24 protein-coding genes are annotated in these 25,429 nt (G+C 65.6%); 19 read left to right on the top strand and 5 right to left on the bottom strand.

The window, feature by feature from the left end; genetic code table 11:
- On the bottom strand, positions 1-90 hold a 90-nt coding region (locus C693_RS24335; protein ID WP_241762718.1), incomplete at its 3' end, for a DNA-binding protein.
- Positions 91-309: 219 nt separating this feature from the next.
- On the opposite strand from C693_RS24335, the gene C693_RS24415 reads away from it, so the two are divergent.
- The 3 genes from C693_RS24415 (at position 310) to C693_RS24330 (ending at position 1,656) form a co-directional block, all read left to right on the top strand.
- Entirely contained in the window at positions 310-435 is a 126-nt protein-coding gene (locus tag C693_RS24415; protein ID WP_277813095.1) for a hypothetical protein, read from the top strand.
- A 250-nt stretch (positions 436-685) separates the two neighbouring features.
- Positions 686-970: a PepSY domain-containing protein gene (locus C693_RS0120645; protein WP_026107600.1), complete on the top strand. Its 285-nt coding sequence runs from the start codon at positions 686-688 to the stop codon at positions 968-970.
- 56 nt (positions 971-1,026) lie between these two features.
- The gene (locus C693_RS24330) at positions 1,027-1,656 is read left to right on the top strand and encodes a hypothetical protein (protein WP_241762717.1); all 630 of its coding nucleotides are present in this window, start codon (positions 1,027-1,029) and stop codon (positions 1,654-1,656) included.
- 77 nt (positions 1,657-1,733) lie between these two features.
- On the opposite strand, the gene C693_RS0120635 is transcribed toward C693_RS24330, so the two are convergent.
- Entirely contained in the window at positions 1,734-3,020 is a 1,287-nt protein-coding gene (locus C693_RS0120635) for a hypothetical protein (RefSeq protein ID WP_017464182.1), read from the bottom strand.
- A 616-nt stretch (positions 3,021-3,636) separates the two neighbouring features.
- Between C693_RS0120635 and C693_RS0120625 the strand changes: the two genes are divergently transcribed.
- From C693_RS0120625 to C693_RS0120585, 9 genes are all read left to right on the top strand, one after another.
- Positions 3,637-5,430 (top strand): copper resistance system multicopper oxidase, encoded by a 1,794-nt coding sequence (locus C693_RS0120625; RefSeq protein ID WP_017464180.1) that lies wholly within the window; start codon positions 3,637-3,639, stop codon positions 5,428-5,430.
- Positions 5,427-6,863 carry a copper resistance protein B gene (locus C693_RS23315; protein ID WP_017464179.1) on the top strand — a complete coding sequence of 479 codons (1,437 nt, stop codon included), beginning with the start codon at positions 5,427-5,429 and terminating at the stop codon, positions 6,861-6,863. Before C693_RS0120625 ends, C693_RS23315 begins: the two co-directional genes overlap by 4 nt.
- 13 nt (positions 6,864-6,876) lie before the next feature.
- Entirely contained in the window at positions 6,877-7,965 is a 1,089-nt protein-coding gene (locus tag C693_RS0120615) for a c-type cytochrome (protein ID WP_017464178.1), read from the top strand.
- Positions 7,962-8,417 carry a DUF411 domain-containing protein gene (locus C693_RS0120610; RefSeq protein ID WP_017464177.1) on the top strand — a complete coding sequence of 152 codons (456 nt, stop codon included), beginning with the start codon at positions 7,962-7,964 and terminating at the stop codon, positions 8,415-8,417. The genes C693_RS0120615 and C693_RS0120610 overlap by 4 nt, the downstream gene beginning before the upstream one ends.
- Before the next feature lie 260 nt (positions 8,418-8,677).
- Complete coding sequence (locus C693_RS0120605) at positions 8,678-9,118, top strand: hypothetical protein (protein ID WP_126536271.1); 441 nt, start codon at positions 8,678-8,680, stop codon at positions 9,116-9,118.
- Between the two features lie 75 nt (positions 9,119-9,193).
- Entirely contained in the window at positions 9,194-10,477 is a 1,284-nt protein-coding gene (locus C693_RS0120600; protein WP_026107597.1) for a TolC family protein, read from the top strand.
- Positions 10,474-11,976, top strand: coding sequence for an efflux RND transporter periplasmic adaptor subunit (locus C693_RS0120595; RefSeq protein WP_017464174.1), 1,503 nt, complete (start codon positions 10,474-10,476; stop codon positions 11,974-11,976). The genes C693_RS0120600 and C693_RS0120595 overlap by 4 nt, the downstream gene beginning before the upstream one ends.
- Positions 11,973-15,170, top strand: coding sequence for an efflux RND transporter permease subunit (locus C693_RS0120590; protein ID WP_017464173.1), 3,198 nt, complete (start codon positions 11,973-11,975; stop codon positions 15,168-15,170). The genes C693_RS0120595 and C693_RS0120590 overlap by 4 nt, the downstream gene beginning before the upstream one ends.
- Complete coding sequence (locus C693_RS0120585) at positions 15,167-15,526, top strand: copper-binding protein (protein ID WP_017464172.1); 360 nt, start codon at positions 15,167-15,169, stop codon at positions 15,524-15,526. Before C693_RS0120590 ends, C693_RS0120585 begins: the two co-directional genes overlap by 4 nt.
- A 35-nt stretch (positions 15,527-15,561) precedes the next feature.
- On the opposite strand, the gene C693_RS0120580 is transcribed toward C693_RS0120585, so the two are convergent.
- Positions 15,562-15,960: a MerR family DNA-binding protein gene (locus C693_RS0120580; protein WP_020379888.1), complete on the bottom strand. Its 399-nt coding sequence runs from the start codon at positions 15,958-15,960 to the stop codon at positions 15,562-15,564.
- 40 nt (positions 15,961-16,000) lie between these two features.
- On the opposite strand from C693_RS0120580, the gene C693_RS0120575 reads away from it, so the two are divergent.
- Genes C693_RS0120575 through C693_RS24325 form a run of 3 tightly spaced genes read left to right on the top strand, consistent with a single transcriptional unit; the run spans position 16,001 to position 16,860 of the window.
- Positions 16,001-16,357 carry a mercuric transporter MerT family protein gene (locus C693_RS0120575; protein ID WP_017464171.1) on the top strand — a complete coding sequence of 119 codons (357 nt, stop codon included), beginning with the start codon at positions 16,001-16,003 and terminating at the stop codon, positions 16,355-16,357.
- Positions 16,358-16,367: 10 nt separating this feature from the next.
- Positions 16,368-16,655: a heavy-metal-associated domain-containing protein gene (locus C693_RS23310; protein WP_241762716.1), complete on the top strand. Its 288-nt coding sequence runs from the start codon at positions 16,368-16,370 to the stop codon at positions 16,653-16,655.
- Positions 16,645-16,860, top strand: coding sequence for a GDCCVxC domain-containing (seleno)protein (locus tag C693_RS24325; protein ID WP_083868389.1), 216 nt, complete (start codon positions 16,645-16,647; stop codon positions 16,858-16,860). The genes C693_RS23310 and C693_RS24325 overlap by 11 nt, the downstream gene beginning before the upstream one ends.
- Positions 16,861-17,048: 188 nt before the next feature.
- On the opposite strand, the gene C693_RS0120570 is transcribed toward C693_RS24325, so the two are convergent.
- Together C693_RS0120570 and C693_RS0120565 are read right to left on the bottom strand one after the other, a co-directional pair.
- A complete protein-coding gene (locus C693_RS0120570) occupies positions 17,049-18,116 on the bottom strand; it encodes a DMT family transporter (RefSeq protein WP_017464170.1) in 1,068 nt (355 codons plus the stop codon).
- Positions 18,117-18,122: 6 nt separating this feature from the next.
- Positions 18,123-18,287, bottom strand: coding sequence for a hypothetical protein (locus C693_RS0120565; RefSeq protein WP_157798685.1), 165 nt, complete (start codon positions 18,285-18,287; stop codon positions 18,123-18,125).
- 129 nt (positions 18,288-18,416) lie between these two features.
- Between C693_RS0120565 and C693_RS22390 the strand changes: the two genes are divergently transcribed.
- The 4 genes from C693_RS22390 to C693_RS0120545 all read left to right on the top strand — a co-directional run bounded on the left by C693_RS22390 (position 18,417) and on the right by C693_RS0120545 (position 25,422).
- Positions 18,417-19,709 (top strand): tyrosine-type recombinase/integrase, encoded by a 1,293-nt coding sequence (locus C693_RS22390; protein ID WP_017464168.1) that lies wholly within the window; start codon positions 18,417-18,419, stop codon positions 19,707-19,709.
- A gap of 31 nt (positions 19,710-19,740) precedes the next feature.
- Positions 19,741-22,788, top strand: coding sequence for a Tn3 family transposase (locus C693_RS22385; RefSeq protein ID WP_052329428.1), 3,048 nt, complete (start codon positions 19,741-19,743; stop codon positions 22,786-22,788).
- A gap of 154 nt (positions 22,789-22,942) precedes the next feature.
- A complete protein-coding gene (locus C693_RS0120550) occupies positions 22,943-23,929 on the top strand; it encodes an HlyD family secretion protein (RefSeq protein WP_017464166.1) in 987 nt (328 codons plus the stop codon).
- Positions 23,926-25,422: a DHA2 family efflux MFS transporter permease subunit gene (locus tag C693_RS0120545; protein ID WP_017464165.1), complete on the top strand. Its 1,497-nt coding sequence runs from the start codon at positions 23,926-23,928 to the stop codon at positions 25,420-25,422. The genes C693_RS0120550 and C693_RS0120545 overlap by 4 nt, the downstream gene beginning before the upstream one ends.
- Positions 25,423-25,429 lie beyond the last annotated feature (7 nt).

Here is a 25,429-nt window from a genome sequence, read left to right as displayed (position 1 = left end):
CACGGCGTCGACCGAAGGATGCTTTCCCTGCGCCAACAGACTGTCCCGCGCCTTCTGGACCTCGGTCTTGTACAAGCCCGCTCGCGCCATAGCCGCTCTCCATGTTTTACGTACCGTATTACATACCACGTAATTACGTAACAAACAATAACTAAAGTTCAGCTAGCTTGGGCGCCATAGTGACATGGGGTAATGTTAGATTATCCCGCCCGAGCGGGGGTGTGCCTGCAGTTTTGGCCCAGCATCAGTACGAAACGGGCTTCATTGGGCGCTCACCGTCCCCGTATGGGATCGGTGGTCGATGACTGCGTGGAGCTCAAGACCGATGTGGGCGTCTACAATGAAAAGCGCCATTTCGTCGAACCGATCCAAGTGCCGCTGGACTTCACCTTCGATGTGGCCGAGTTGCAGCAGCCGCTGCGCAAGATTGCTTGACCCTCCTGCCGTGCTTCGATGGTGCCTAAGGCGCTCCCGGTTTCCTGACCGCGGAATAAGGCTTTAGGCCTTTGCGCAGGCTATGGCGAGGGAAAGGAGGTGGAGGTCACAAGGCGCCAGGGAGCGGTGCTCGCAACTGTCACCCTGATCGCTGTAAGCGCACGCTAAGCGCTTGCCCTGAGACTGCAGCGGACATGCCGATCGCGTTGGCGATAGCGTGACTTCACAGCCGTAACATCAGGAGTTCATTGTGCGCAAAGCTACTGTTCTCATCGTTTCTTTGGTCCTATCCGGTGGCGTCTTCGCTGCTTCTGCTCCGAGAGCCGTGCCGAAGATCGACATGGCCAGCGCGCGAACGATTGCTTTACACGTTGTGCCCGGCAAGATAGTCAAGGAGGAGTTGGAGAAGGAGCATGGCGGCAGCGGGCTGCGCTATTCGTTCGACATCCTCGCGAAGGGCATCACCCATGAAGTGGGCGTGGATGCCTTTGACGGCAAGGTGTTGGAAAACAGCATCGACGACGGTAAGGATTAATTTCTGGAAGCCTGCCTAAGGGTATACGCGGCCGCGGCGGCTGGGGGTTACGGCGCATGCGGCCCGACATCTTGTCGACCGTGCTGATTCGCTGCTTCTGGTGTGTCAATCATGCGCTCGGCCGCCTTGGATTGAGCAGTCGTTGTGTGTCACGTACCGCTCTCTGCCTCGACTGCCCCAATCCACGGATAGCTTCGGCCTTCGCACGTGCGGACTATCAGCGTTTGAGCTCGTTGATGGTGGTGCAGCTGCGCATATTGAAAGCACAGGCGCTCGGGGGTCTTTCAGGAAATCTGAACGTTGTGCGGATTACCTTGTCAGAGCTCGAACCTAACCATCCTGTTGTGGAGAACGTCATGACTCGAACGCTTGCTGCATCTCTCATCGCATTTGCCTTGTCTTCCGGCGCCGTATCTGCTCAGTCGTCCACCCCGCCGGCCACTGCGTCGATGGGTGGTATGCAACAGATGGACAAGATGGACCACATGGGCGGTATGCACCACATGGACAACATGATGGGCATGCACAAGATGCCTGCCACCGTCACCTCCGTCGATTCCAGCACCGGCATCGTCGACGTCGAGGCCGGCGGCATGGCGCTTAAGCTGCACTTTCCGCCGGCGGCCATAAAGGACCTCAAGGCCGGCGACAAGATCACTGTGCACATGGGCTTCAGCAAGCCGTAGTCGCAGCGCGGGAGTTGCGCAGCGTGCCAGCGCGATGACTGGTTCAGCGGATTTTTGCTCCGCTGACTTCATCAGGGTCACCGCAACGGCATGGCGATGGCTTGTAGCGCCTTCATGCCGCTGCCGAAACGAGCCATGGATTCACGATGCTCCTGCAGCGATTCGTAAGCCAGAAAGCGCATGTCCAGTTCGCGCACCCGGCTGAAAGCCGGACGGGCAAATTGATCGCAGGCGTCGCCGTGCCGGCTGCCGGGAGCTACCAGAAAATAGGCGGCTTGCTGGTGGTCCGGCACGCCCAGCGCCAGATCGAGCATGCGCACGATGCCGGAGTAGATCGTGGTGCTGTGTTCGACCTCGAACGCGGCGGTTACGCGATGCTCGTCACCCTCCAGCCATAGCACGTCGATCAGGTGGATCACCTCGGCGGCGCTGGTGGTGCTGAGTGTGGGAGGCAGCGCGGTCAGACAACCGTCTGCAAGCTTGCCGCCCGCGTGCGACCTACCGCGGTCATTGCTGGCGATCCATACGCGATAGCCCAGCGCATGCCCCAGGTCGCGCAACCAGCCCTGCACCGTTGTGTGTGAGTGGTCCTGTTCGCGTCGCTGCGCTTCCATCTTGCGCAGGGTGATGCTTTCTTCGCGAACATGCGCCAGTTCACGTTGCCAGGCGGACCACGCTGCCGGTGAATTTTCGGATGAGGCGGGCAGCGGATAGCGGCCGCTGCCTATGTCGAACAGAAAACCCGCCACGGCACCCAGGTCGTTCGACAACAAGTTGCGATGTGTCGCGTTGAGTGTCATCACCTGTCGACGCATCGTGAGATAGCTATCCCAGCGACCGAGACGAGCCTTCGCCCCCATCAGAGCGTTGTAGCCATTGAGGATGGCCGTATTGAACGGCATGGCCAGGGTGGGGTGCAGAAAATACAGGAGGTTGGCGGCCGCCGGCCCCAAGCCCTTGATGGCATGCCCATCCAACGTGTGGATCGCCTCGACCAGCGCCTGCTCGCCATCGCAGCACAGACACGTCTGCAGGAATCGACCGAACGCCCGTTGATGCGCGGGATTTTCGTAGATGTCCGGAATCCGCAGCTTCGGTTTCCACAGGAACGCGTGATCGGCTCCCTTGAAAATCTGACGCTGCTCGGCGATCGAGTGCACCACGGTCTCCAGCGACGATCCGCGGTACGCCGTGCCAAAGGTCCCGGCATCGATTTCTTCTACCACCGCTTGCAGGCCGCGTCGGATGGAGCGGAAATGCTTCAGACGCCTTTCCCACAGGAACCAGCTCTGATACGTGCCGCCAGGATCGGCGCGCCATCGGTGCAGCAGCGCCTGAATGGTGTCAGATGAAAGTGCGGACATTCCTTCTCCTCAAGGCGGCATAACGTGCGTCCAGCGTGCCGCTGGCTACCCGGCAAGGCGCATGAACCCTACTCCATGGTTGAGTCGGCTGCGTCGCGGGCTTATGGTAACCGGGCCATGATGACCTTCCTGCACCAGCTCCAACGCTCTCGGCGCCTCCGGGTGATCGGGTTGCTGGCGTGGGTCGCACTGGTCCTCCAGGGTGCCGCGGCGCTGGCCCAACCGCCGGTTTCTCCGGTGATGGCCGCGACCGCGATGTCCATGGCAAGCGGCTCCCCGGCGCACGCCCCGCATGCGATGGCTCCGACCCCGCAGGATGGATGCTGCGCTGACCACACTGACGCCCATCACTGCACATGCGCATCCATGTGCGCAAGCGTGCTGCCGCTTGCACGCGTCGGCCTGCCTGCCGCGCCGCTGATGCTCCTGCGTTTCGGACGGCTTCGCGTCCCGCACGCCCCCGCCATGGCGATGACGCCACCCCTGCGACCGCCGTCCGTCTGACTCTGCGCTGCACGATCTCGCCGGCACGTTGAGCCGAAAGCCCAACACCCGCGTCTTTTTCACGAACCACAGGCATGGTCCATGTCTGTGAGTGCGCAGATGGAGTCACCCTATGAATCCTTTCCTTCCCCCCGATGGGGTGGATCGTTCACGCCGTCACTTCGTGCTCGGCCTGGCGGCCGGTGGTACCGCGGCCGGCCTCGGCCTGCTGGCGCCCGGCCGTGCGTGGAGCGCCGTCGGCCCGACGATGCCCGCCTCGGCGATGCCGCGGCTGCGCGGCGACACGTTCGACCTGACCATCGGCGAAACCCCCGTCGACTTCACCGGTGCGCGGCGTATCGCCACCACCATCAATGGCAGCCTTCCCGGCCCGGTCTTGCACTGGCGCGAAGGTGACACCGTGACGCTGCGCGTGACCAACCGGCTGGCGGTGCCCACCTCGATCCACTGGCACGGCATCCTGCTGCCGTTCCAGATGGACGGCGTGCCAGGCATCAGCTTCCCCGGCATCGCGCCGGGCGAAACCTTCACTTACCGCTTCCCGGTCAAGCAGAGCGGCACCTACTGGTACCACTCGCATTCGCGCTTCCAGGAGCAGTCCGGCCTGTATGGTGCGATCGTGATCGACCCGGCCGGCGGCGAGCGCCATCGCGCCGATCGCGACCACGTGGTGATGCTCAGCGACTGGAGCGATGACGATCCGGAGCACATCTTCGCCACGCTCAAGCGGCAAAGCGATTACTACAACTTTGCCGAGCCGACCGCGCCGGAGTTTTTCCGCGACGTGCGCACCATGGGCCTGCAGGCGGCGCTGGCCAAACGCAAGATGTGGAACACCATGCGCATGAGTCCGAGCGACTTGAGCGACGTGTCGGGCTACACCTATACCTACCTGATGAACGGCACCACGCCGAGCGGCAACTGGAGCGGCCTGTTCCGGCCCGGCGAAAAAGTGCGACTGCGCTTCATCAACGGCTCGTCGATGACCTATTTCGACGTACGCATTCCCGGACTGAAGATGACCGTGATCGCCGCCGACGGTCAGGACGTGGAGCCGGTGCCAGTGGACGAGTTCCGCATTGGCGTGGCCGAGATCTACGACGTGCTGGTGGAGCCGCAGGAAGACCGCGCTTATACCGTGTTTGCCCAGTCGATCGATCGCACCGGCTACGCCCGCGGCACGCTGACGCCGCGGCTGGGCATGCAGGCCGAGGTACCGGCGATGGACCCGCGTACGCGCCTGGCGATGGTCGACATGATGGGCGCCATGGCGATGGGGAATAGCGGTCACTCCGACCATGACGGCGGCATGCAGGGCATGAACATGGGCGATATGTCGGGCATGTCCGGGATGTCCGGCATGGACATGGGCGGTGGCAAGGCGCCAGCCGTGCACCATGCCCGCACCGAGTACGGGCCGGGCGTGGACATGCACGTGGACATGCCGCGCACCAACCTGGACGACCCGGGCGTGGGCCTGCGCGACAACGGCCGGCGCGTGCTGACTTACGCCGACCTGCACACGATCGGCGGCCCGATCGATCGGCGCGAGCCCGGCCGCGAGATCGAGCTGCACCTTACGGGCAACATGGCGCGTTACATGTGGTCGTTCGACGGGGTACCGTTCACCGACGCCACGCCGGTGCACTTCCGCACCGGCGAGCGGCTGCGCGTGGTGCTGGTCAACGACACCATGATGCCCCACCCGATTCATCTGCACGGGATGTGGAGCGAGCTGGAAAATCCCAAGGGTGCGTTCCAGGTGCGCAAGCACACCATCAGCGTGCAGCCGGCGCAGCGCGTCACCTACGCCGTCAGCGCCGACGCCGTGGGGCGATGGGCCTACCACTGTCACATGCTCTATCACATGGAAGCGGGCATGTTCCGCGAAGTGGTGGTGTCATGAGCCGGGTCATCAGTACGTTGCACAACCCGCTTCGCCTGGCGCTCGGCGTCGCGCTCGCTGCCGGTGGCGCCGTGGCGCTGCCGGCGGCCGCGCAGTCGGCGCCCGCACCGTCCGCCAGCACCGCCCAGACGAAGGACTCTATGGACATGAGTTCGATGGACATGGGCTCGATGGACATGGGTGGCATGCCGATGCCGGCCAGCGCGTCCAGTACCGAGGCTCCGGCAGCCGCCGGGACGACTCGTTCCATGAAAGGCGATGGCATGGCCGGGATGGACCATGGGGCCATATCCGGCATGCAGCATCCCGCATCCCCGCCCGCCGCCTCGTCCAGCAGCGCCTCGTCTTCGATGGATTCGATGGACATGGGTGGCATGGACATGGGCAAGATGCCGATGCCGGCTGGCGCGTCCCGCACCCCGGCAGCGGCCGAGGTCGGCCCTGCCGCAAAAGATGGCGGTATGGCCGGCATGAAGCACGGCCAGATGCCCGATCCCGCTCCTGCCGCCGAGGCACCCTCGACAGGGACGATGCACATGGGCTCGATGGACATGGGCGGCATGCAGCACGGGGCGATGCCTGGGATGGATCATGCAGACCCTGCCCAGGGCAAGCATCCGTCGGCATCGTCGTCGATGTCCGGGATGTCCGGGATGTCGGGAACGTCCGGCGATGCTTCCGGCGAGGGCATGTCGGGCATGACGATGGGCGCCATGCAGGGCGGCAAGGCCCCGCCGGATGCGCGCAGTCCCGATTATTCCGACGGCGTTGGCTACGGCGGCATGCCGGGCATGGACATGGTGCCGCCCAAGGTGGGGCGATTGCTGCTGGACAACCTCGAAGCCGTGCACGGCCGGGACGCCAACGGCCAAGCCTGGGAGCTGCAGGGCTGGTACGGCGGCGACACCGACAAGCTGTGGCTGCGCAGCGAGGGCGAGCGCAGCGCTGGGCGTGTGGAAGACGGCAGTGCCGAAGTGCTGTGGAACCACCTGATCGCCACCTACTGGTCGACCCAGCTGGGTGTTCGGCGGGACCTCGGCGTGGGCCCCGGGCGCACCTGGGCCGCCTTCGGCGTGGAGGGCCTGGCGCCGTACTTTTTCGACGTGGAAGCCACGGCCTACGTCGGTCAGTCGGGTCGAACCGCAGCGCGCTTTCGGGCCACCTACGACGTGCTGTTCACCCAGCGGCTGATCCTTACGCCGGAATTCGAGCTCAACGCGTACGGCAAGGCCGACCCGGCGCGTCGCCTTGGCGCAGGCGTCTCCGACGCCTCGCTGGGGCTGCGCCTGCGCTATGAGATCCGCCGGGAGTTCGCGCCGTATGTCGGCGTGAACTGGGTGCGCCGCTTCGGCGCCACCGCCGGTTACGCGCGGCGCGACCATCAACCCGTATTCGACCCGCAGCTGGTGGCGGGCGTGCGCATCTGGTTCTAAGGGGAAATCCATCATGAAAAAACACATCAAGCATCACGGCATCACGGTGGCGGTCGTTCTGGGCGTGCTGGCCATCGGTGCCGGGGCGTTCGTCTATTCAGGCGTCTACAACATCGGCGCCGACGACCACCACACCAAGCCGGTGTTTGCACTGCTGCAGACACTGCGCGAGCGCTCCATCCAAGCGCGTTCGGCCGACCTCAAGGTGCCCGACCTGAACGATCCGCAGCTCATCCTCAAGGGTGCCGGCCAGTACGCGGCGATGTGCACGCAGTGCCATCTCACTCCGGCAATGAAAGACTCCGAACTGCGCCCGGGGCTGTATCCACAGCCGCCCAACCTGAGCCAGGTGCGGGTCGATCCGAAAGAAGCATTCTGGGTGATCAAGCACGGCATCAAGATGAGCGCGATGCCGGCGTGGGGCGCCAGCCATGACGATCCGACCATCTGGAGCATGGTCGCCTTCCTGCAGAAGCTGCCGGACATGACCGCCGCGCAGTACAAGGACATCGTCGCCAAGGCACCGCCGGACGACGACATGGACATGGATGGCGGCGATGGTGGCCACAGCCACACGCATGGGGACGCGGCGCAGGCGATGCCGGCCATGGCGATGCCGGATGAGCACAGCCACGCCGACGCGCACGACCACGACCAAGGCGCCAAGGGGCCTGCCGCCGAAGCCCCGATCTCGCTGGAAGGCCTGCGTGCCGGCGCCGCGCCGGGTGCCGAAGCGGTTGCACGCCGGTTCCATGAGGCCCTTCAACGCGGCGATCGCGAGGCGGTGCTCGCGGTGCTGGCGCCCGACGTCAGCATCCGCGAAGGCAGCGAGACGCAAACACGCGATGCGTATGCCGGCGGCCATCTCGATGCGGATATTGCCTTCCTCAAGCAGGCCAAAGTGACTTCAGGAGCGTTCGGCTCCATGGCGATGGGCGACACCGCCATGGTCGGCAGCGAAACCACCATCGCCGGCACCGCCAAGGGCAAGCCGTTAACGGTGCGCAGCCGCGAGATGCTCACCCTGCGCCAGCACGACGGCGCCTGGCAGATCACAGCGGTTCAGTGGCAGTCCGCGCCGGTCGAAGGAGACTCCCGATGATCCGCGCGGGAGTGCGCGGTGCGCTTGGCCTGGCACTCGCGCTGGGCCTGCCGCTGGTGGCCATGGCCGCGGGGACTACGGCCGTCGTTTATCGCGATCCCTCGTGCGGGTGTTGCCACGCGTGGATCAGCTACCTACGCGATCACGGCTTCGATGTCAGCGTGCACGAGAACGAGCCCATGTCCGCCGTCAAGGCGCGGTTGGGCGTGCCGGTCCAGCTGGCGTCGTGCCATACCGCGCGCATCGGCCGGTATGTGATCGAAGGCCACGTGCCTGTGGAGGACATCCAGCGACTGCTGGCCGAGCGTCCCGACGCATGGGGGCTTGCCGCACCGGGTATGCCCATGGGCTCGCCCGGGATGGAGATGGGGCCAGCCCAGTCTTACGACGTACGGCTGGTCGATGGCGACGGAAGCTCACGCGTATTCGCCCACCACGGATCGCCCGGCTGAGGCTCAAGGCAAGGGCGGCCATTCGGCCGCCCTTGCGCATGATCGGTTTGCGGGAACAACAAAGCGTCGGCGGGCTGATGATGGACGCCAATGGCCTTCGCTGCTCAGGCCGCCTATCTGATGAACCGAAGCACCAGTAACACTGGTTGCATGAACTTGACCTGCGTCAGCGCGCGCCTATCGCCAAGGGATACACTACTGACCTCATGCTGCATCATCGCCGCCTCCGACCGATCACCCGTCGCCGCCTGACTTGGGCGATGGTGCTGTGGCTGGTGTGCCAGCAACTGGCGCTGGCGGCGTACGCGTGTGCTGGTCTGCCCGTCACTGAGCCGCTGGCCGCGGCGACCGGCACCGCGATGCCGACGACGGCCCACCGCGAGGCCGCCGGCATGCGCATGGCCGGCATGGACATGGCCGACACCGGGGTGACCGGCGCCGAAATGGGCCCGGACTGCGCCGACATGCGCACCGGGGCGCCGGCGCATGCTTTGTGCGAAGGCCACTGCCATCCCGATCAAACCGTCCAGCCGGACGCGCGCACGCCGTCGGTGCCTCTGGCGATGGTCGGCATCCTCACCCCGCTGCCGGTGATGCCGGCGATCGTGCAGACATCCAGCGGCCATGTGCGGCTGCGCGCCGAGCGATGGTGTCCCCCCGCGCCACCCCACACGCTCCTGTACTGCTCGCTCCAGATCTAGCCGGCCGCTGCTGGCTGCCTTGCGTTCGCTGGGCCATTGCGTCCCTGCGTTTGTGGATCCCTGGAGTGTCTGACCATGTTTTCTCGATTGCTTGTCCGGCGCCTGATGCCGGGCCTGTTTCTATGCGTTTTCGCTGCGGCGTTGACACCGCGTGCCCATGCCGACGATGCGCAGCCGCTGACCCTCGACCAGGCGGTACGCCTCGGCACGCAGCGCGCGCCTCTGCTCGACAGCCGCGACGCCGAGATCGCCGCCAGCCGTGACGATGCGGTGCGCGCCGGCCGGCTGCCCGATCCGGTGCTCAGCTTCGGCGTGGCCAATTACCCGGTGAGCTCGCCCGGGGCCTTCAGTCTGCGCTCGGACGGCATGACCATGCGCACCGTCGGCGTGATGCAGGCCATTCCCTCGCGTGCCGCCCGCCAGGCCGAGAAGAACGCCGCCGCCGCGGGGGTGGAAGCGGCGCAGGCCGATCGCCTGGCGCTGGCGAAGGACGTGCGCCAGCAGGTCGCCGAGGCCTGGATAGAAACCTGGGTGGCCCGGAAACGGCTCGACCTTCTGCACGCATTGCAGGAAGAAAGCGACCTCGCCGTGCGCATGGCACGGGCGAGGCTGCGCGGCGGCGAAGGCGGCGCGACCGATGCGCTGGCCGCCCGCGCCGAACAGGTAGCGCTGGCCAACCGCATTGATGCGGCGAGGGCCGGGCTGGATCGCGCGCGGGCGAGTCTGGCGCGCTGGCTTGCGCCACCGCAGGCAGACGCCCCGCTGGCCGATCCACCCGATTTCACACGGCTGCCGGTGCCGTTGCCGACCCTGCAGCGTGAGGTGGACCGACAGGCGCCAATGCAGCCGTGGCAGGCGCGTGAGCAACAGGCACAGGCGGCGCTTGATCAAGCCAAGGCCAGCTTGCATCCCGACTGGAGCGTCAACCTGATGTACGGTCAGCGCGCCCCGCGCCTGTCGAACATGGTCACGCTGCAGGTGGGCGTGAGCCTGCCGCTGTTCACTCGCAACCGGCAGGACCGTGCCGTCAGTGCCCGCCAGGAGGCCCGTGACGCGGTGCAGTTCGCCCGCGAGGACGCGCGCCGCGCCCAGCACGAAGCGGTGGCGCGGACGGCCGCCGATTGGCAGGGCTGGAATCGCCAGGTGGCTCGCGACCGCGAGGTGCTGTTGCCGCTGGCGCGTGACCGTGCGCGGGTGGCGCTGGCGGCGTACCGGGGAGGCGGAGCGCTGCAGCCTTGGCTCGATGCCCGCCGTGACGACATCCAGTTGCTCCTGGACTACACCGACGCACTCGCCGCACAGGCCCGGAACTGGGCCGCGCTCGCTTACCTGCTGCCCGCCGCGGAGACCGCCCCATGAAGCGCTGGACCCTTGTTCTCGCCGCGATCGTGGTGGCCATCACCCTGCTCGCCATCGGCATCCTGGTCGGCCGGCACAGCGCTCCTGCGCCCACCGCCCCGGCCGCGGCCGCAGACGCAGGCAGCGGTGGCAAAAAGATTCTCTACTGGTACGACCCGATGGTCCCCGCGCAACATTTCGACAAGCCGGGCCTGTCACCGATGGGCATGCAGATGGTGCCCAAGTACGCCGACGGTGCGGGCGCCAACGACGCGTCTGTGCGCATCGATCCGGCCGTCCAGCAGAACCTCGGCCTGCGCACGATGAAGGTCGAGTCCGGACGGCTGCAGCGCGATGTCAGCGTCCCCGGCACGGTGGGCTGGGACCTGCGGCAAGCGCAGACTGTCAGCGCGCGGGCCAGCGGCGTGATCAACCAGCTGTTCGTCCGGGCACCGTACGAGTCGGTAAAGGCCGGCCAGCCCCTTGCTGCGCTGATCTCGCCGCAATGGAACGCGGCCGCGCAGGAGTACCTGGCGCTGGCCGGCGCGCCATCCGCCGATGCCCGCGCACTACGCGGTGCGGCCCGTGCGCGGCTGCGCGCACTGGGCATGGACGAGCAGCAGATCCGGTCCCTGCACGGCAACACCGTCCGGGTGCTGATCCGCGCACCGAATGACGGCGTAGTGAGCGCGCTCGATGTGCGCGAGGGGCAGCAGGTCGCCAGTGGCATGCCGTTGATGACCATCAACGGCCTCGACACAGTGTGGCTGGAGGCGGCCCTGCCGCAGTCGCAGGGTGCGAATGTGGCTGCCGGCACGCCGGTGCAGGCGCGGGTCAGCGCGCTTCCCGGCACCATCATTCGGGGCCGGGTCGAATCGCTGCTGCCGGACGTGGATCGGACCACGCGCACGCAACGCGCCCGCATCGTTCTCGACAATCCCGGTCACCAGCTGGCGCCGGGCATGTTCGCGCAGGTGAGCTTCCGCGGACCGGACGACAGCGCCACCCACCCTCTGGTGCCGGACGAAGCATTGATCAGCACGGGCACCGATACGCGGGTCATCGTCGCCGACGGCAAGGGGCGCTTCCGCCCGATCGCCGTGCGACCCGGACGCTCGGCCAACGGCATGACCGAGATCCTCGCCGGCCTGCAGGGCGGCGAACAGGTCGTGGTCTCCGGCCAGTTCCTGATCGACTCGGAGGCCAGCCTGTCCGGAGCTCTGCAGCGGCTGGACGCTGGCGCTGCGGACGCAGCCGCAGGCCCGATGTCCGGGATGGCCATGCCCGCGCCGGCGAACTCGTCATCGGCCGCCCCAGGCAAGGCGATGGAGGTGCATCCCGACGGGACCGCCGAACCGGCCCGGTCCATGCTCGCGGACGACCCCTCCGGGCCAATGAAACCGATGGATGGCCTGCCGATACAGCAGACGCCCACGAAGAGCGCGTCCGCCCGGCAGGGCGCCATGTCGGACATGGCCATGCCGGCCGCGGCCGCCAGTGCGCCGGAGCATGCGCGATGATCGCGCGGCTGATCCACTGGTCCATCGCCCACCGCATCATGGTGCTGCTGGGAGCGCTGGTGCTGGCCATCGCCGGCGTGCTGGCGGTGCGCAGCACGCCGCTGGACGCCCTGCCCGACCTGTCCGACACCCAGGTGATCATCCGCACCTCTTGGCCGGGGCAGTCGCCGCAGGTGGTCGAGGACCAGGTCACCTATCCGCTGGTCACCACCATGCTGTCCGTGCCGGGGGCGAAGGTGGTGCGCGGTTACTCCTTCTTCGGCGACTCCTACGTCTACATCCTGTTCGACGACGCTACCGACCTGTACTGGGCGCGCTCGCGGGTGCTGGAGTACCTCAGCCAGGCGCGCAGCCAGCTGCCCACTGGCGTCGATCCCACGCTGGGACCGGATGCCACCGGGCTCGGCTGGATCTACGAGTACGCCCTGGTCGACCGCAGCGGCCGGCACGACCTCGGCCAGCTGCGCGCGCTGCAGGACTGGTTCGTGCGCTACCAGCTCAAGACGGTGCCGGATGTCGCCGAAGTGGCCAGCCTCGGCGGGATGGTGCGGGCGTGGCAGATCTTGCCCGATCCGGCCGCGCTGGCCGCGCGCGGCATCACCGTGGCGCAGCTGACGGCAGCGGTGCAGGCGGCCAACGGGGCCGACGGTGGCTCGGTGATCGAGCAGGGCGAGGCCGAGCTGATGGTGCGCAGCCAGGGCTACCTCACCACCCCCGCCGAGTTCGAACGGATTCCGCTCGGCACCGGCGTCGACGGCGTGCCGGTGCTGCTGCGCGACGTGGCCACGGTGCGCCGCGGGCCGACGTTCCGCCGCGGCATCACCGAACTCGACGGCCAGGGCGAGGTGGCCGGTGGCGTGGTGCTGCTGCGCAGTGGCAAGAACGCCCGGGCGGCGATCGCCGCAGTCAAGCATCGGCTGCTCGAGCTCAAGCGCAGCCTGCCGCCGGGGGTGGAGATCGTGCCGACCTACGATCGCTCGCAGCTGATCGACGCGGCGGTGGACAACGTCCGCGGCAAGTTGCTGGAGGAGTTCGTGGTGGTGGCACTGGTCTGCGCGTTGTTTCTTGGCCACCTGCGCTCGGCGCTGGTGGCGGTAGTGACGCTGCCGCTGGGTGTGCTGGCGGCCTTCATCGTGATGGATCTGCAGGGCGTGTCGGCCAACCTGATGTCACTGGGCGGCATCGCCATCGCGATCGGTGCCATGGTCGATGCGGCGATCGTGATGATCGAGAACGCACACAAGCACCTAGAGCACTGGCGCGCCGAGCATGACGGCGAGGATCCCCGCGGTGCCGTGCGCTGGGGGCTCATCGGTGACGCGGCGGCCGAGGTCGGGCCGGCGCTGTTCGTGAGCCTGCTGATCATCGCGCTGTCGTTCATGCCGGTGTTCGCGCTGCAGGGCCAGGAAGGCAAGCTGTTCAAGCCGCTGGCGTTCACCAAGACCTACGCGATGGCCGCGGCGGCGGGTCTGGCGGTAACCCTGGTGCCGGTGCTGATGGGATACCTGGTGCGCGGGCGCATCCGCGCCGAGCACGACAATCCGCTCAACCGCATGCTGATGCGCGCTTACCGTCCGATCCTGGACGCGGTGTTGCGCTTTCCCCGCTCCACGCTCTTGATCGCCGCGCTGGTGATGCTCAGCGCACTGGTGCCGCTGCACCGGCTCGGCAGCGAATTCATGCCGGCGATGGATGAAGGTACGCTGCTGTACATGCCCACCGCGCTGCCCGGCCTGTCCGCCGGCAAGGCCGCGCAACTGCTGCAGCTGACCGACCGCATGATCAAGACCGTGCCCGAGGTGGCACACGTGTTCGGCAAGGCCGGGCGTGCCGACAGCGCCACCGATCCCGCACCGCTGGAGATGTTCGAGACCACCATCACCTTCAAGCCGAAGGCGCAGTGGCGGCCGGGCATGACCATGGACAAGCTCAAGGCCGAGCTGGACCGCGCGGTGAAGGTGCCGGGACTGACCAACCTGTTCGTGCCGCCGATCCGCAACCGAATCGACATGCTCTCCACCGGCATCAAGAGTCCGATCGGCATCAAGGTGCTCGGCAACGACCTGGACACGCTGCAGGCCGTCGCCGATCACGTCGAGGCGGTGGCGAGCACGCTCCCCGAGGTCGCCTCGGCGATCGCCGAACGCCCCGCCAGCGGCCGCTATCTGGATATCCACGTCAGGCCCAACGCCGCCGCGCGCTACGGTCTCACCCAGCGCGACGTGCAGCGGCTGATCGCTACCGTGGTCGGCGGCGAGCCGATCGGACAGACGGTGCAGGGCCGCGAGCGCTTCCCGATCGTGCTGCGTTATCCGCGCGCGGCGCGCGACTCGGTGGCGGCGATCAGGCAGCTGCCGATCGTGGCTCCCGGCGGCGCCCAGCTGGTTCTTGCGCAGGTGGCCGGCGTGACGGTAACCAGCGGTCCGTCGATGCTTCGAAGCGAGGACGGCCAGTTGGCCACCTACGTCTACGTCGATACCGCCGCCGGCAGCGACCTCGGCGGCGTGGTGGCGCGGCTGAAGCGGGCCATGGCCGACCGTGTGCCTCTGCCGCCCGGCGTCACGCTGGCGTGGTCGGGCCAGTTCGAGTACCTCGTCAGCGCGATGCAGCGACTGAAGCTGGTGGTGCCGGTCGCGCTGGCGATCATCTTCGGGCTGATCTACGCGGTGTTCCGCCGCGCCAGCGAGGCCGCGCTGATCATGGCCAGCGTGCCGCTGGCGCTGGTTGGCGGGCTGTGGCTGATCTGGGCGCTCGGACATGCCGTGTCGGTGGCGACGCTGATCGGCTTCATCGCGCTGGCCGGCGTAGCCGCCGAGTTCGGCGTGGTTATGCTTCTCTACCTGCGCCAGGCCTGGGACAGACGGCTGGCGCTCGATCCCCATGCGGATGCGGCCGCGCTCGATGCGGCGATTCGCGAGGGCGCCGTGCAGCGCGTGCGGCCCAAGGCGATGACCGTGGCGGTGATCCTCGCCGGCCTGCTTCCGATCCTGCTCGGCCACGGCGCGGGGTCGGAGGTGATGCAGCGCATCGCCGCGCCGATGATCGGCGGCATGGTCACCGCGCCGCTGCTGTCCATGCTCGTGCTGCCGGCCGCCTACCGGCTGCTGGTGCTGCGCCGGTTGCGCCGAGCCAGCTCCCCCATAGCCACCGTTTCCAACCTCTCAGTTTCCAACCCACCCGGAGAAGCACCATGAAACATGGTTTCCACATCGCATCGGCCCTCGTTGCTCTCACCCTGGCCAGCACCTCAATGGCAGCGACTCAGGCCAAGCCCATGAAAGGCATGGCAGGCATGCAGGACATGCAGAGGATGCAACATCCTCAAGAAGCTCAGGGTATCGGCATCGTCAAGGCCATCGACATCCCCAACGGCACGATCACCCTGCAGCATCAGGAAATCTCCTCGATCGGCTGGCCGGCTATGACAATGGCCTTCAAGGTGGCCTCACCGCATCTGCTCCAAGTCGCCAAGATTGGCGACACGGTGAATTTCACTCTGCACCCGAGCGGCATGACGAGCACGGTCACATCCATCACGGTGCAGCCATAAACCGATACACGCACACCTGCACGGACTGGCGGAAGCTACTGCTGTCGCAGCAATTCCAAGGTGGGACAGTGTCCACCACGTGGTGCGTGCACACAGTCGTCGGCAAGCTGAACGAGCTCCGCCTCCAACCGCTGCAGTTCCTCCAGCTTGCGGCGTACGTCGAGGAGCTTGAGCTCGGTCAGCCGACGTGTCTGCGCGCAGGCCCGCTTACCCCTCAGTTGCAACAGCCCGGCAATCTCCTCCAGCGTAAAGCCCATGGTCTTGGCGCGTCGGATGAACTGGAGGCGCGCCAGATCCTGACGCTCATAACGACGCACCCCGCCCAGAGGGCGCTCGGGCTCACGCATCAGTCCGACACGCTGGTAATAGCGCACGGTCTCAACGTGCACGTAGGCGGCCAGGGCCAACCCGCCAATGGTGAGGGCAGAAGCCATGCTTGACTCCGTAGTCAGGTACGGAGGTTAGTATGCGGCCATGACTACGCTGCCGGCCAAATCGTCGCTGCCCGCCATGATCGTCGCGTTGCTCGCGGCGATCGGCGCCTCCGTGTGTTGCGTGGTACCGCTGGTGCTGGTCTTGCTGGGCATCAGTGGCGCATGGATTGCCCATCTCACGGCGCTCGATGCCTGGCGGCCGTGGTTCGTCGCGGCTACCTTGCTTTGCCTCGCGCTCGCGTTCTGGACGTTGTATGGGCGCGGGTCTCGTTGCCGTACGGATGGCGCTTGCGTTGATCCGCTGGCCTTGCGCCGACGTCGGCGCTGGCTATGGCTGGCCACGGCGCTGATCGTGCTTCTATTGCTATTTCCCTATGCGGTGGGCTGGTTTCTGTAGGAGATGAACGATGCGTAACGTGATAGCTGGAATGGTGGCAACGCTGTGGCTTGGCCTGGCGCAGGCGGCAACGCCAACGACGGCGGTGCTGCATGCAGCAAATATGACCTGTCCGGCCTGCAACGTGACGATCAAGAAAGCTTTGAGTCGCGTACCCGGGGTGACAAGCACGAAGGTCGACCTGAAAGCCGAGACAATCACTGTGACTTACGATGCCGATCGCACCACGGTGCCGGTGCTTATGCATACCGTCACCGATGCTGGTTTTCCGGCTACGGCGCAAACTCATGGCGGCTGAGCCGGTCCTGCAGAGCACGCTCACCTGTCCGCATTGCGGCCATCGAGTCAGCGAGACCATGCCGACCGATGCGTGTCAGTTTTTTTATGACTGCAAGGGTTGCGGCGAGTTGCTGCGTCCTCGACCCGGAGACTGCTGCGTGTTCTGCTCTTACGGTAGCGCACCATGTCCGCCGATCCAGCAAGAGAAATCCTGCTGTCGCTGAGCTGGTTACCTATGCCGGCACGGCATTCTGTGTCGTTCTTTAAGCAATGCAGCAGCACGGTCGGGCGCGGCACGCTCGATCAGCATGAGCGAGCTGTCCAGGTGCAGCCGATACCAGCTGACCGCGTCGGCGGCCGAGGTGCTATACACACCGTCCCAGTGCTGCTGGCAATTCATGTCGTGGCGGCTTCAGTGGTCATGACGATGATGCATATCCGGATAGTGCGGATGACTGTGAGTCATCGGTTCGTGCACGTGCGGATGCGTGTGCGGCTCTTCACCGTTCCAAAGGAAATCATGGGCGTGCTGGTGATGCGCGTCATGCCGATGCTGATGGTAATGCTCCAGTGTGTGGTGTTCATGCAGATGATCGTGGTTTTCGCTCACGTGCAGCCACACGCCGATAGCCATCAAGCCGCCAGCCAGCCAAAACGCCGTATTCGGTTGTTCGGTGAAGAGCAGCAGCGATAACGCAGCGCCCAAGAACGGGGCGGTGGAAAAATACGCGCCGGTGCGCGCGGTACCGAGCCCGCGCAAAGCCAGGACGAACAGTACCAAGCTCAACCCGTACCCCATGAAGCCGAGTACTCCGGTGGCCAACAGTGGCAGTGCGCTGGGAAAGCGGTAGCCCATGAGCAGCGCCAGCAGCACGTTGATGGTGCCGGCCACACCGCCCTTGATCGCGGCGATCTGCATCGGATCGCCGCCGGCCACCTGGCGGGTCAGATTGTTGTCGATCGCCCAGCACAGGCAAGCACCGGCGATCGCCAGGGCGCCCCATGGAACTTCGGTAGGCGTTTGTCGCTGCCAGGAAAGCAGCACGCTGCCGGCAATGATCGCCACCATGCCGAGGAACACCCGCCGGTCGACGTTCTCGCGAAACACCACCCACGCGATGACGGCGGTCAGCACACCCTCCAGATTGAGCATCAGCGAAGCGGTCGACGCCGATGTGTGGGTCAGACCAAGCATCAGCAGGATCGGACCGAACACGCCACCAGCCAACACCGCGCCAGCCAGCCACGGCACATCGCGACGCACCAGCGGGGCTTCGGTGATTGGCTGGCTGCGCAGGGCACGCAAAGCTATCAACAAGGCGAGCCCAATGCCTGAACCGGCATACAGCAATCCGGCTAGCAGCAGCGGAGGGATCGTGCCGACGAGCAGCTTGGCCAGCGGCGTGCTCAGTCCGAACAGGGCGGCCGCGGCCAGCGCCTGCAGAACGCTGCGGGTTTGATCACGTGTGGCGTTATTCATGGCCCATCATAAAACGATGTCCGTGCCGCGGATTGGTGGCGTCGTGAATGAGGTCAACTGCCCGGCGAGCCGGCCTTGGCTGTACGTGTCGTCATAGAAACCCTGGCCGATGAGACGATCATTCGGGAACGGCACACTGTCATGCTCGACGAGCGTTTTCATATCGAGCATGTCACGCTCCAGTTGGAACAGAGGGAGGTAACATGCTCCACTCCCGCCTGTGATGCTCACGACGTGCCCCATGGCGGCCACTTCCCTTAAAACCGCGGACACGGGAAACGTCCTAGCCCTAGCCTGACCATGCCCCCTCATACCCTTGAAACCTATCTGGAGGCGGCGCAGCGGGAGAACACCCAACGCAGCTACGCCTCCGCGGTTCGTCACTTCGAGGTGAGCTGGGGCGGGTTGCTGCCGGCCACAGCCGACACGGTGGCGCAGTACTTGGTGGCCCATGCGACCACGCTTTCGATAAACACGCTTCGGCAACGGCTGGCGGCGCTGTCGCAGTGGCACCAAACCCACGGCTTTGCCGACCCCACCACGGCGGCGCGGGTCAAACAGACCCTCAAGGGCATCCAGGCGCTCCACCCAGCCCGCGAGAAGCGTGCCGCTCCCCTGCAGCTGTCCGCGGTGGCTAGGGTTTCCGATTGGCTTGATGCCGCTGTCATTGCAGCGGACCAGCGACATGACCGAGCCGAAGGACTGCGCTGCCGTCGCGACCGCGCCATGCTTCTACTTGGGTTCTGGCGAGGCTTTCGCGTGGACGAGCTGGTCGGCCTGCAGACCGCAGATGTGGCCGCGGTACCGGGACAGGGCATGACCTGCTTCCTGGCCCGCAGCAAAACAGACCGGCAACTCGTTGGCACCACCTATCGGGTGCCCGCGCTTAGTCGGTGGTGCCCGGTGGCGTCCACGCTCGACTGGATTGCTGCAGCCGACCTCACCGAGGGGCCGCTTTTTCGCGGCATCACCCGTGCGGGCGGGATCAGGGAGGGCTCGCTGCACTCCAACAGCGTCGTGCCCCTGCTGCGGCGGCTTTTCACGCGCGCGGGCATGGCGTCGCCGGAGACCTACAGCGGCCACTCGCTACGACGTGGGTTTGCTGGCTGGGCCAGCGCCAACGGTTGGGACGTGCGCGCCCTCATGGAATATGTGGGCTGGAAAGACATGCACTCGGCCATGCGCTATATCGATGCGCCGGATGCGTTCGGCCAGCAACGCATCGAAACAGCACTCGCCAGCATGCCGGCTCCGGTAACGGGTGCTCCGCCGACGCCCTTGCCGCCACCCTCCGGCTCATCGTCAGTTACCGTCACCTTGATGCTAACGCTGCGCCTAACACCCCGCCGGAAGGGCCGCAGCGTCGCCAAGGCACGGCGGACAATCGAGACCCTTTGCCTGTCGCCACACCAAGGCGTTGCGGTGAATTCTGAGTGCACCCGGTACCGGCTCAAGGTCGATGTATCCGATGACGTCGATCTGGACGAGGTGGCATCGGCGCTGATCGAAGACCTCTACCGGATCGCCGATAACCACGACCTGCAGGCGGACGCCTCGCTTCACGATGAAGCGGGAGAGCGCCACTGGAACTGACCTCTCGTTCGATATTGGAGATGCACCGCGCATGACCGCACCTCACGAGACTGCCTATCCGCGACTGAAGCAAGACCCAACAGCCCGCGAGCTGAATCTGCACTTCACGCCCTCCGCGGACGACCTGGCCTTCGTGCAGGCGTTGAGCAAGCAGCCGGCCATCCGCTTGGCGGTGATGCTTCACTTGAAAACCCTTCCGCACCGCGGCGGCTTTGGCGCGCTGCGCGACATTCCCGAGCGCGTTGTGCGCCATGTGGCGGAAGCGTTGGGTTATCGTCGAGCTTTCACCGTCAGCGATCTGAAGGCTTACGACGCCTCGCGCATGAAGCGCGAGCACGTGGCCAAGATCCGGCACTACTTGAACGTGCGCCCGCTGGGAGAGCTTGGACGGCAGTGGCTGCGGACGGTGGCTGAGCAGGCTGCCCAGACCAAGCACATGCTGCCGGACATCATTAACGTGATGGTCGAGGAGCTTTACCACCACCGGTACGAACTGCCGGCCTTCCGCACGCTCGACGACATGGCCGCCGCCGCCCGCGAAAGCGTTCACGAAAGCCATTTCGAACGCATCAGCGCTCTGTTGGCGCCGGCGGCGCGCAAGAAGATCGACGAGTTGTTATCCGTCACGCCGGGGGACACCCATAGCGGCTGGCAGGCCCTGAAGCGCGAACCCAAGCGCCCAGGAAACAAGGAGGTGCGCTTTTATCTGCAGCACATTGACCGACTGCAGAAGCTAGCGGCGATGATCCCAGCGCTCGATGTACCGGTCCCCAAGCTGAAAAACTTTCGCGCCATGGCGCGGGCACTGGATGCCGGCGAGTTGGCCGAGCTCAAGCCCGCCAAGCGCTATGCGCTGGCGGCCGTGTTCATTCGCTCCCGGCACGGCAAGGCGCTGGACGATGCAGCGGACCTATTCATCCGATTGATGCAGAACCTGGAGAACACGGCCCAGAAGAACCTCATGGTCTACCAGGTCGAACATTTGAAGCGGACCGATCACCTGGTGGCGCAATTGAAGGAGATCCTTCGGGCTTATCAAGTCGACGGAACCGACAGTCAGCGAATCTCCGCCATCGGAGACGTGATCGGGCCGGACTTGACCCGAACACTTGCCGAATGCGATGAGCACATGGCCTACGCCGGCAAGAACTACCTGCCGTTCCTGGCCAAACCCTACGCTCAACAGCGCGCTTTGCTGCTCAACTGCCTGGACGTGATCGACCTGCGCACCTCGTCCCAAGATCCTGCCATGGAGCGCCTGATCAAGGCGCTAGCGACGTTGCGATCCCAAAGAAGAGACGTGGTGGAGGTGGCACCGCTGGGACTTAGCTTGGACCAAGACTTTGGCTGGATGACTGCCAACTGGCGCCGGCATGTGTTCCCGAAGGATTGGGGCGTGGATCGGGAAGGTTGGATGCAACGGCGGTACTTCGAGTTGTCGGTGCTCTTTCAGATCAAGGACGAGCTGAAGTCCGGTGACCTGTTTATTCCCGGAGGCGAGCGCTACGACGACTATCGCGAAGAGCTGGTCGACGAGGGCACTTTTCAGGAGGAGCTGGCCAGTTACGGCGAGGTGTCCGGGATCGCGACCGAGCCTGCGATCTTTATCCAAACGCTGCGCGAGCAGCTGCGAACGAAGTGCCGTGAGGTCGACGCTCGTTTCCCCGAGAACGCACACGCTGATATCGTTGATGGCAGGTTGATTCTTCGCAAGCTACCGCGAACGGAGTTGTCCAAAGTGATCGCCTTGGTCGACAGCCTCATCACCGAGCGCCTGCCCGAGACGAGCATTGTTGACGTGCTGGTGGATGCAACCAGCTGGGTGGAGCTGACCCGACACTTCAGGCCGCTCGCCGGAACCGAGGCACGCGTACGTGACTTGCACCACCGCGTGGTGACGACGCTGTTCTGCTATGGGTGCAACCTGGGGCCCACCCAGACGGCGCGGTCAGTCCGTGGGTTCAGTCGGCGGCAGACCGCTTGGCTGAACCTCAAGTACGTCACGGAAGATACCCTCCAGCGTGCCACGGTGGACACTATTAACCTTTATAACAAGTTCGAGCTCCCTGGCTACTGGGGTAGCGGCAAGTCCGCCTCGGCCGACGGCACGAAGTGGAGCGTCTACGAGCAGAACCTGCTCTCCGAATACCACATACGCTACGGCGGCTACGGTGGCATCGGCTACTACCATGTGTCGGACAAGTACATTGCGCTTTTCAGCCGTTTCATTCCCTGCGGCGCCTACGAGGCCATCTACATCCTCGATGGCCTGATCGAGAATCGATCTGAGATCCGGCCTGACACTGTGCACGGCGATACCCAAGCCCAGAATTTCCCCGTGTTTGGCTTGGCTCACTTATTGGGCATCGAACTCATGCCTCGCATCCGCAACATCAAGGACCTCGCGCTGTCCAGGCCGGACCCGCAAGTGTCGTATCCGCACATCCAGGCACTCTTCGGGGACGGAAGCATCGACTGGAACTTGATCGAAACCCACCTGCACGACATGCTGCGTGTGGCTGTTTCGATCAAAACCGGCAAGATTTCTGCCTCTACGATTCTGCGTCGGCTGGGTAATTACAGCCGCAAGAACAAGCTCTATTTCGCCTTCAAGGAACTGGGCCGTGTCATCCGCACGCTGTTCCTGTTGCGTTACATCGACGATGTCGAGGTGCGCAAGACCATCCAGGCGGCGACCAACAAAAGTGAGGAGTTCAATAACTTCACCAAGTGGGCGTTTTTCGGCGGGCAGGGGATCATTGCCGAGAACGTGCTGCACGAGCAGCAGAAGATCGTCGGCTACAACCACTTGGTGGCCAACCTCGTGATCCTGCACAACGTCGAGCAGATGTCGCGGGTTCTTGCCGAGCTCCGAGATGAGGGTGTCGAGATCAGCCCGGAAGTGCTGGCCGGCCTATCGCCATACCGAACCGCGCATATCAACCGCTTCGGGGATTACACCGTGGACACGAGCAGGGAAGTCACACCTATCGATTTTGCACGTCGAATTCTTCGTGCAGCCGAGGAGGCCGCAGCCGCCGGTCGTGACAAAGAAGCGGCGCTGGCGCACCAGATGTAACCTACGGCAAATCCTAAGCGCAGCGCGAACTTAGGCGACGAATTGCCGGTTTTTGGGTGAATCCCTGCCTACCCTCAACACCGATACCCCGGACCCGGGGCATGGGCACGCAGCGACGCCCCGAACGACAGGGGAACGACTGCGCTGGCCGTTGATGCTCGCGCTGCCGCTGGCGTTGATCCTGGGCGGCGCGGTCTGGCTCATCGCCGGCAGGCGCTACGTCTCCACGGACGATGCGTTCGTCCGCGCGGCGCGGGATTCGATCAATGCCCGGGTATCCGGCCAGGTGGTGGAGATCCGGGTGAAGGACAACCAGCGGGTCAGGAAAGGCCAGCTTCTGTTCCGCGTCGATCCGCAGCCGTACCGGATCGCCGTGGCCCAGGCGCAGGCGCGGCTGGCCAGTGCGCGGCTGCAGATCCGGGCGCTGAAGGCGACCTATCGGCAGCAGCTTGCCGATTCCCTCTCCGCACGCGATGCGGCCGATTTCGACCGGCGGGAATTCGCGCGCAAGAAAGGCCTGCTCGCATCCAACTTCGCCTCGCGCGCCGCCTATGAGCGGGCCGAGACGGACTTCAAGGTCGCCCGGCAGCACCTCGCGTCGGTGCAGCAGGAAGTGGCGCGAACCGTCGCCAGCCTCGATGGCGATCCGGACATCGATACCGACAGCCACCCGGCGGTGCGCGAAGCCCGGGCCGCGCTGGACCGCGCACGGCTGGAGCTCTCCTACACGAACGTCGTCGCGCCCGATGACGGCATCGTGACCCATGTCGATGACCTCCAGGTGGGCGACTTCGTCCACGGCGGGGCACCGGTCTTTTCGATGATGTCCAGCCGCGACGTCTGGATCGAGGCGAATTTCCGCGAGACCGGACTGACCCGGATGCGCCCCGGCCAGCCGGCGACCGTGGAGGTGGACGCCTATCCGGGGCATCCCTTCCATGCGCACGTGGTCAGCATGAGTCCGGGTACCGGGTCGGACCTCTCGGTGCTTCCGCCGGAGAACGCCACCGGCAACTGGGTGAAGGTGGTGCAGCGCCTGCCGGTGCGCCTCGAGCTCGACGCCCCCGATGCGCAATGGCCGCTCTACTCCGGCATCAGCGTGACCGCGCGGGTGGATACCGCCGGGGACGCACGCCGGTGAACGCGTTCCCTGCCCCGGCCAGCGCCCCGGGTAGCCATCGCGCCATCGTGGCGGCCGCCCTGCTCGCCACCTACATGCAGGCGGTCAACATCTCGCTGCCGAATGCCGCGGTGCTGCATATCCAGGGCAGCCTGTCGATGACCGACGACGAGATCGGCTGGGTGTTCACGTCCTACATCGCGGCCAGCGCCATCGTCATGCCGCTGATGCACTGGCTGGCCGCGCGCTTCGGGCGCAAGACGGTTTTCCAGACCTCCATCGCCCTGTTCGGCGTGGGGCTGCTGCTCGACACCCTGGCGACAACACCGCTGCAGTTCGTCGCCGCGCGCATCTTCCAGGGCGCCGCGGGCGGCACGCTCGCGCCGCTGTCGATGGCGATCCTGTTCGACGAGCTGCCGCCGTTGCGGCACGGGCGGATCGGCATGGTGTGGAGCGTGACCTCGCTGCTCGGCATCCTCAGCGGGCCGGGCATCGGCGGCTGGCTCAGCGAGTACTACGGCTGGCATGCGCTGTTCTGGTTCAGCCTGCCGATGGTCGCGTTCATCGGGCCGGCGATGGCGCTGTGCCTGCCGGAGAAGAAATTCGCCAAGGGGCCGCCCTTCGATTTCTTCGGCCTGGCGACCTTCACCATGGGCGTGGCGGGGCTGCAGATGCTGCTCGATCGCGGCGAGCGCCTGGAATGGTTCGCCTCGACCGAGATCCGGGTGGACGCCGTCGTCTCGGCGCTGGGCTTCTGGCTGTACATCGTGCACGCCCTGACGCGGCACGAGCACTTCCTGCACAAGGCGCTGTTCCGGGACCGCAATTTCGGGCTCAGCACGATCATCTTCTTCGCCTTCGGCTTCGTGCTGCTGCCGACGCTGGCGCTGACCTCGCCGATGCTGGAGGAACTGCTCGGCTACCCGGCCGACACGGCGGGCTACCTCACGATTCCGCGCGGCGCCGCGCTGATCGGCGCGCTGATCCTGACCTGGCGTGCGCCGCGGGTGATCGACAACCGGCTGCTGCTGGCCTTCGGCATGGCGCTGGTGATCTACGCCAACTGGCGCATGCTCGGTTACTCGCCGCTGATGGATGGCATGCCGGTGATGGTCGCCGGTGCGCTCCAGGGCGCGGGCCTGGGCATGATGATGCCCGCGCTCACCCGGGAAGCCTTCGGCACGCTGGACCCCAAGTTCCGCGCCGAGGGCACGGTGCTGTTCAACCTGTCGCGGCTGTACGGCAGCACGATCGGCGTCGCGATCGTGCAGATCTACTTCTACAACAACACGCAGAGCGTGCACCTGGCGCTGGCCCGGCATCTGCGCCCCTACGGCGTCGCCGCGCAGACGACCGGCACGCTCGCGGGGCCGGCACTCGGCGCGATCAACGAGATGGTCACCGGCCAGGCGGCACTGATCGCGGTAATCGGCCAGTTCAAGCTGCTGATGCTGGTCATGCTCGCAGCCAGCCCGCTCGTGCTGTTCCTCCGCAAACCCCGCCAACGCCTCTGACAGGCCG

This window comes from Dyella ginsengisoli LA-4 (genome assembly GCF_000334915.1).
Lineage (GTDB): Bacteria > Pseudomonadota > Gammaproteobacteria > Xanthomonadales > Rhodanobacteraceae > Dyella_A > Dyella_A ginsengisoli_A.
Note: the sequence above shows the minus strand (reverse complement) of the source record. Positions and strands in the feature narration are given on the sequence as shown.